Source organism: Fuerstiella sp. (assembly GCA_022447225.1).
GTDB lineage: Bacteria > Planctomycetota > Planctomycetia > Planctomycetales > Planctomycetaceae > S139-18.
The window spans coordinates 226,610-231,501 of the sequence record JAKVAZ010000002.1 but is presented as its reverse complement, the minus strand read 5'-3'; the positions used below and the strand labels follow the sequence as shown (position 1 = coordinate 231,501).

Below are 4,892 nucleotides of genomic sequence, written 5' to 3'. Positions count from 1 at the left end.
GTTGTCACCCGTGTAATAGACCCGATTCTTACCATCATCAACAAGATAGCCCGAGGCAAACGTTGGTGGCCCGTGCGTCGCGTACGTCCATTCCACATCCAGTCCGTTGATGTTCTCTGAACGTCCAGGCAGGTTGACGTGGATGCGATCCTCAGGAATACCCACGTCCAGAAACTTCTGTTTCATGTCGTGCGGCCCGCAAAAGTGAGCATTGGTGTGTTGGCCAAGAACTCGCAGGGTCTTTGAAGAACCATGGTCCTCGTGTGGGTGGCTCACGACAACGAGATCACACTGCGGCATCTCTCGTGCCAGCATTGGCAGTCGGAAACGCAGTGGCACAACATGATCACTCTGCCAAACCGGCTGCAGCGCTTCGCCCAGCTGGCTATTCCATGTACGCCAGCCCATTTCTGAACCCAGCGGGTCCCAGTCGCGGGCCAGTTCGATCACCGGATCTGTCAACACCACCTTGTCGTCCATCTGCACACAAAACCCGGAATTGCTGATCCACCATGCGGTGATATCGCGATGTGTCGCCGCTCCTCTGAGAGACTCCACGATCACATTAGGATCAGGGCGCCCGCGCTGTGCGTGCGGATCCACCGAAGGCACGGTCACCGTCGTCTGTGCAAACCCGATCGTCGCACTGAAAAAAGCAGCGGCCAACGAGACAGAGTAGCGAAGCATCCATCTCCGCCAGGCTCCGTTGATCATACAACCTTTTCTCTCGGACAACACAGATTGCTCGTTTCGCAAACGGACCATGACCTGAACCATGTTTTCCCCTGTTTGTAATGATCGAACGGCCTTCGACCGGTGCAACGAATCCTCGAATTTTCACCACCGGCGTTGAACTCGGTCATGCTGAATATGAGTCACATTGACCAATACTCTATCATACCCAATCGTACTGCAAATCAATCGTCAGGACCGACAACCGCGAACTTCCGGATCGATGATAAAGTAATTTCACCACCGGCTTACCGCATGGAAGCTCAAACAGGAAGATTCGATTCATCAATCACAATACCAAATCCGGGAGCGTCCGACAGTGTCACGCTGCCTTGCTCGACTGAGGGCTGTCCCCCGACCCAGGTCATCCACGGCCGCCCGGACTCGGCCAGCGGATTTTGATCCAGCGCTGCAATTGCGTGAAGCGCCCATACCTCGGCACCTCGATGCGGGCACACCTGCAAACCGGCAGCAGTGGCCATACGATAGATTTCGACCAACTGCGTCATACCACCGCACCAGCAGACGTCGGGCTGAAGCACCTGATGCAGACGGCGTTCAATCAAAGGCCGAAATCCTGCTGCCGTGAACTCGTGTTCGCCACCCGCGACCGGGATTGATGACTGACCGACGAGAGCGTTGTACCCGCTCAGATCATCGACAGGCAGCGGCTCTTCAATCCAGGTCACATCGTATTGTTCAATCATACGAATAACGGACAGTGTTGTGGGTAAATCCCACTGCATCCAGGCATCGACCATCAGTTTTCCGTTCGGGCCTGCTGTCCGACGTGATGCCTCAACGAGTTCGACAATCGAGTGCAGATCTTCGTCACATTCGATCCGTTTCACGTGCAGCTTGAACGCGTCAAACTCGGCGGCCTGCGATGCTGAAATGGTGTCCCACACCGTGACATAGACGGGAATAGAATCACCGATGTTTCCACCGAGCAGAACAGCGACAGGCTTTCCGGCAACTCGTCCACGGAGATCCCACAAGGCAAGATCAGCACCACTGAGAGCCATAATGGCCAGCCCTTTGCAACCAAACGGCAAAGTTGCGAAATACATTTCACGCCAGAGATCTTCAACACATTCAGGATTCCGCCCCAGCAACAGATCCCGAAGAACCGTATTCACAACGTGTACACCGGCAGCACCGCCTCCACCCACACCATAGCCGGTGATGCCGACATCCGTCTCCACAGCAACAAGAATCTGCCCCATGGTGGTGCGCCAATCCGGAGGTGAATTCTCCGCTACCGGCTGAATAGCTCGAACGTCCGTAATCTTCATGCATTGTCCTCGATGCCACGTCCTGAGTCTTAGTAAATTTCCAGCTGATTGCAGGCACGATCCTCAACTGTGCGCTGATCGGTCCGGAGAACCGTCAACCGAAATCTGTAACACACCAACAACCACATGACAGAGCGTCTGCGGCCGATCATACACTGACATTTCGGGTGCACACGTCATTCCCAAGGCTTCGCGATGCTCACAGGCGTCGAAATTGCAACCGCGGCAGGCAGCATCGCACTCCCGGAAATGCATCAGATCCCGGCGAGTACTGTAGCTCGACCTACGCGGCCAATTCCCATCAGGTAAGCAGCGGTCCGTAACGGGATACGTTTTTCGGTCGCCAGATTCCACATCTTTTCAAAACTGTCGGTCAATGTTTTGGCCAGTTCATTACGTGTACGTTCCAGATCCCATCGGAAATACTGTTGATTTTGTACCCATTCGAAATAACTAACAGTCACCCCGCCGGCATTGGCCAGTACATCAGGAAGCACGATCACATTGTTTCTCTGAAGGATATCATCCGCATCCGGCAAAACCGGACCATTGGCGGCCTCGATCACATACGGGGCTCGGATCTCATCAGCATTCTGCCTGGTAATAACGCCACCCAGCGCCGCCGGAATGAGAACATCGACATCCAGCGTGAGAAGTTCTTCGTTTTGAATCGTCTGAGACGATTCAAAATCTGCCAGCGAACGGTGCTGCTGCACATGTTCAATAGCGGCAGGAATATCAATTCCGGCCGGTTCGTACTTGGCTCCACTGACATCGGAAATTGCGAGCACTTTCCCACCTCGATCATGAATGTAGGCGGCAGTAAATGTTCCCACATTCCCGAACCCCTGGATGGCAACGGTTGCATCCTTCAGCGATCTGCCATTTTTCTTAAGCAGGGCTTCGGTCAGCAAGCCAACCCCCCGACCCGTGGCCTCCTCGCGTCCGTCCGCTCCGTGAAGCTCCAAAGGTTTCCCGGTCACGCAGGCCGGGTTGAATCCGTGAAATTTCTCGTACTGGTTGACAATCCAGGCCATCACCTGCGCATTGGTCCCCATATCCGGCGCCGGGATATCTTTGTCAGGACCAATCACATCCTGAATTTCATCAACGAACCGGCGAGTCATCTGTTCGAGTTCACCTTCACTCAGTTTTCGTGGATCAACGGCAATACCACCTTTGGCTCCGCCATACGGTATCCCCACAACCGCAGTCTTCCAGGTCATCAGTGACGCCAGCGCGAGGACCTCTTCTGCATCAACTTCGTGATGAAACCGCAATCCCCCTTTCATGGGTCCGCGTGCACTGTTGTGCTGCATGCGAAATCCAACAAACGTGGCAATCTCGCCATTGTCCAGCTTCATAGCAACCTGAACTTTGACTTCACGTTCCGGGGTCAGCAGCAGCTTCTTCATATTGGGTGACAGATCAATCACCCCCGCGGCTTCCTCAAAATAGCGACAAACAGACTCAAACGCGCTCATCGATGTACCTGCGTCTCAGTGTATTGGGGATTCATGGCTGGACAGAACATGGTTTACGTCCCGCAGGTCTCCTGCACAAGCCAGGACCTGCGACGGTCCGATCACTCTGACTTTCGCGTTGTCACCGGACCGTTCGGAGTCTGCCGGCCACAGCCGTGGGAGTCCTCAGAATTGTGCGTGCCAGTTCTCTGGCGTACAGTGCAGTGCCATAGACAGAGAGACGCGGACTATCGGAAGGAAACAACTTCTCGGGAGCCTCAAAACTCCGAAACACCTGCACAGGATTACAAAGAGGAACTCCGCTCTGGCGACTCCATGCCGACAAAATCTGAAAGGGCATGTCATCGGTCACCGGATGCCTGCCTGTGATACCGTAGCGAAGACTGATCGACCGATTGTACTCGGGAGTAAGTACCTGCCACATGACAGGTGATGTCGTCAGGATCAGCACTTGATTCGCTTGCTTTGTTTTATCTCGAAGTTGACTGACAGAATCCATGGCATGGCGTATATGGGTTTCCACGTTTCCGGGAACGGTCCGTGTCCACGCATAACGTTCTGTATCTGTAACCTGGTCCGATACCTCAAGAAACTGTTTACATACCGCATTCGCCAGAACTGAGCCACGTGCAATCGAAAGCAGTGGATTAGTACTGCTGTCGTTCTCCAGAAGAAGTGGATGTATGCAGACAGCCCGACTGCCGTCCATTCGAAGACGACCCCGATGAATCGATTCGTCGGCAACGTCAGACATGTCAAAATGCAGGACGACGATATCCGAATGGAGTCTTCCCAAATCCTGATCATACTGAAGAAGGCTGAGAACTGGCGAATAACCGGGCACTCCCGCATTCACGACCTCTACAGTCCCGTTCAGGTGGACAGCCAGATGCTTCTGCAGCTGAAAGCTGAGAGTATGTTCCTGCTTCAGCGACATCCCCAGAACAGTGTCATCACCAAGCAGCACCACACGCAGCTTCTCCGGATCAGCCTGTAAATCGGGTTCAGGGCCACGCAGACCGAGACTGTTAGTCCGAAACCGGATGCCGTGGCAATCGGAAGTAACTTCTGTCAACGGTCGCATCTGGTGATGTTGCGTTGCCGAGGGCACCAGCCATGACTGGTCTACAACATCGGCCTGAGTTGCCACGGGAGGCGTTCGACGGGGGCGCGCAGTTCTCAGCCACAACTCCGCCCCGATCAGAATCCCGATCAGCAGGCCCAGTGCGGTCACCACGTGTTGCAGTTGACGCAGCAATCGTTGCAGCATGAGCAAACGAGTCAGATTCCATTCCGGCAGCCGGAAAATTCCGCCAGACGGTGATAACAACAGTCTACGTCGGACCAGGGGACACAACAAGAGGAACCAGGTATTGATTAC

4 protein-coding genes are annotated in these 4,892 nt (G+C 54.3%); all 4 read right to left on the bottom strand.

Annotated features, from left to right (window positions below; genetic code table 11):
- A partial coding sequence (locus tag MK110_03095; protein ID MCH2210261.1) for an MBL fold metallo-hydrolase occupies nt 1–687 on the bottom strand: 687 nt, incomplete at its 3' end.
- Between the two features lie 308 nt (nt 688–995).
- Nucleotides 996–2,027 (bottom strand): mandelate racemase/muconate lactonizing enzyme family protein, encoded by a 1,032-nt coding sequence (locus tag MK110_03090; GenBank protein ID MCH2210260.1) that lies wholly within the window; start codon nt 2,025–2,027, stop codon nt 996–998.
- Between the two features lie 254 nt (nt 2,028–2,281).
- Nucleotides 2,282–3,511, bottom strand: a complete 1,230-nt coding sequence (locus MK110_03085) for a glutamate dehydrogenase (GenBank protein MCH2210259.1) — start codon at nt 3,509–3,511, stop codon at nt 2,282–2,284.
- Between the two features lie 121 nt (nt 3,512–3,632).
- Nucleotides 3,633–4,892 (bottom strand): SGNH/GDSL hydrolase family protein (locus tag MK110_03080; protein ID MCH2210258.1); only part of this gene is annotated, 1,260 nt, incomplete at its 5' end.

What these genes read in the sequence shown, in the direction of transcription:
- MK110_03090 (MCH2210260.1), bottom strand. Translation starts at nt 2,027, where the DNA reads ATGAAGATTACGGACGTTCGAGCTATTCAGCCGGTAGCGGAGAATTCA.
- MK110_03085 (MCH2210259.1), bottom strand. Translation starts at nt 3,511, where the DNA reads ATGAGCGCGTTTGAGTCTGTTTGTCGCTATTTTGAGGAAGCCGCGGGG.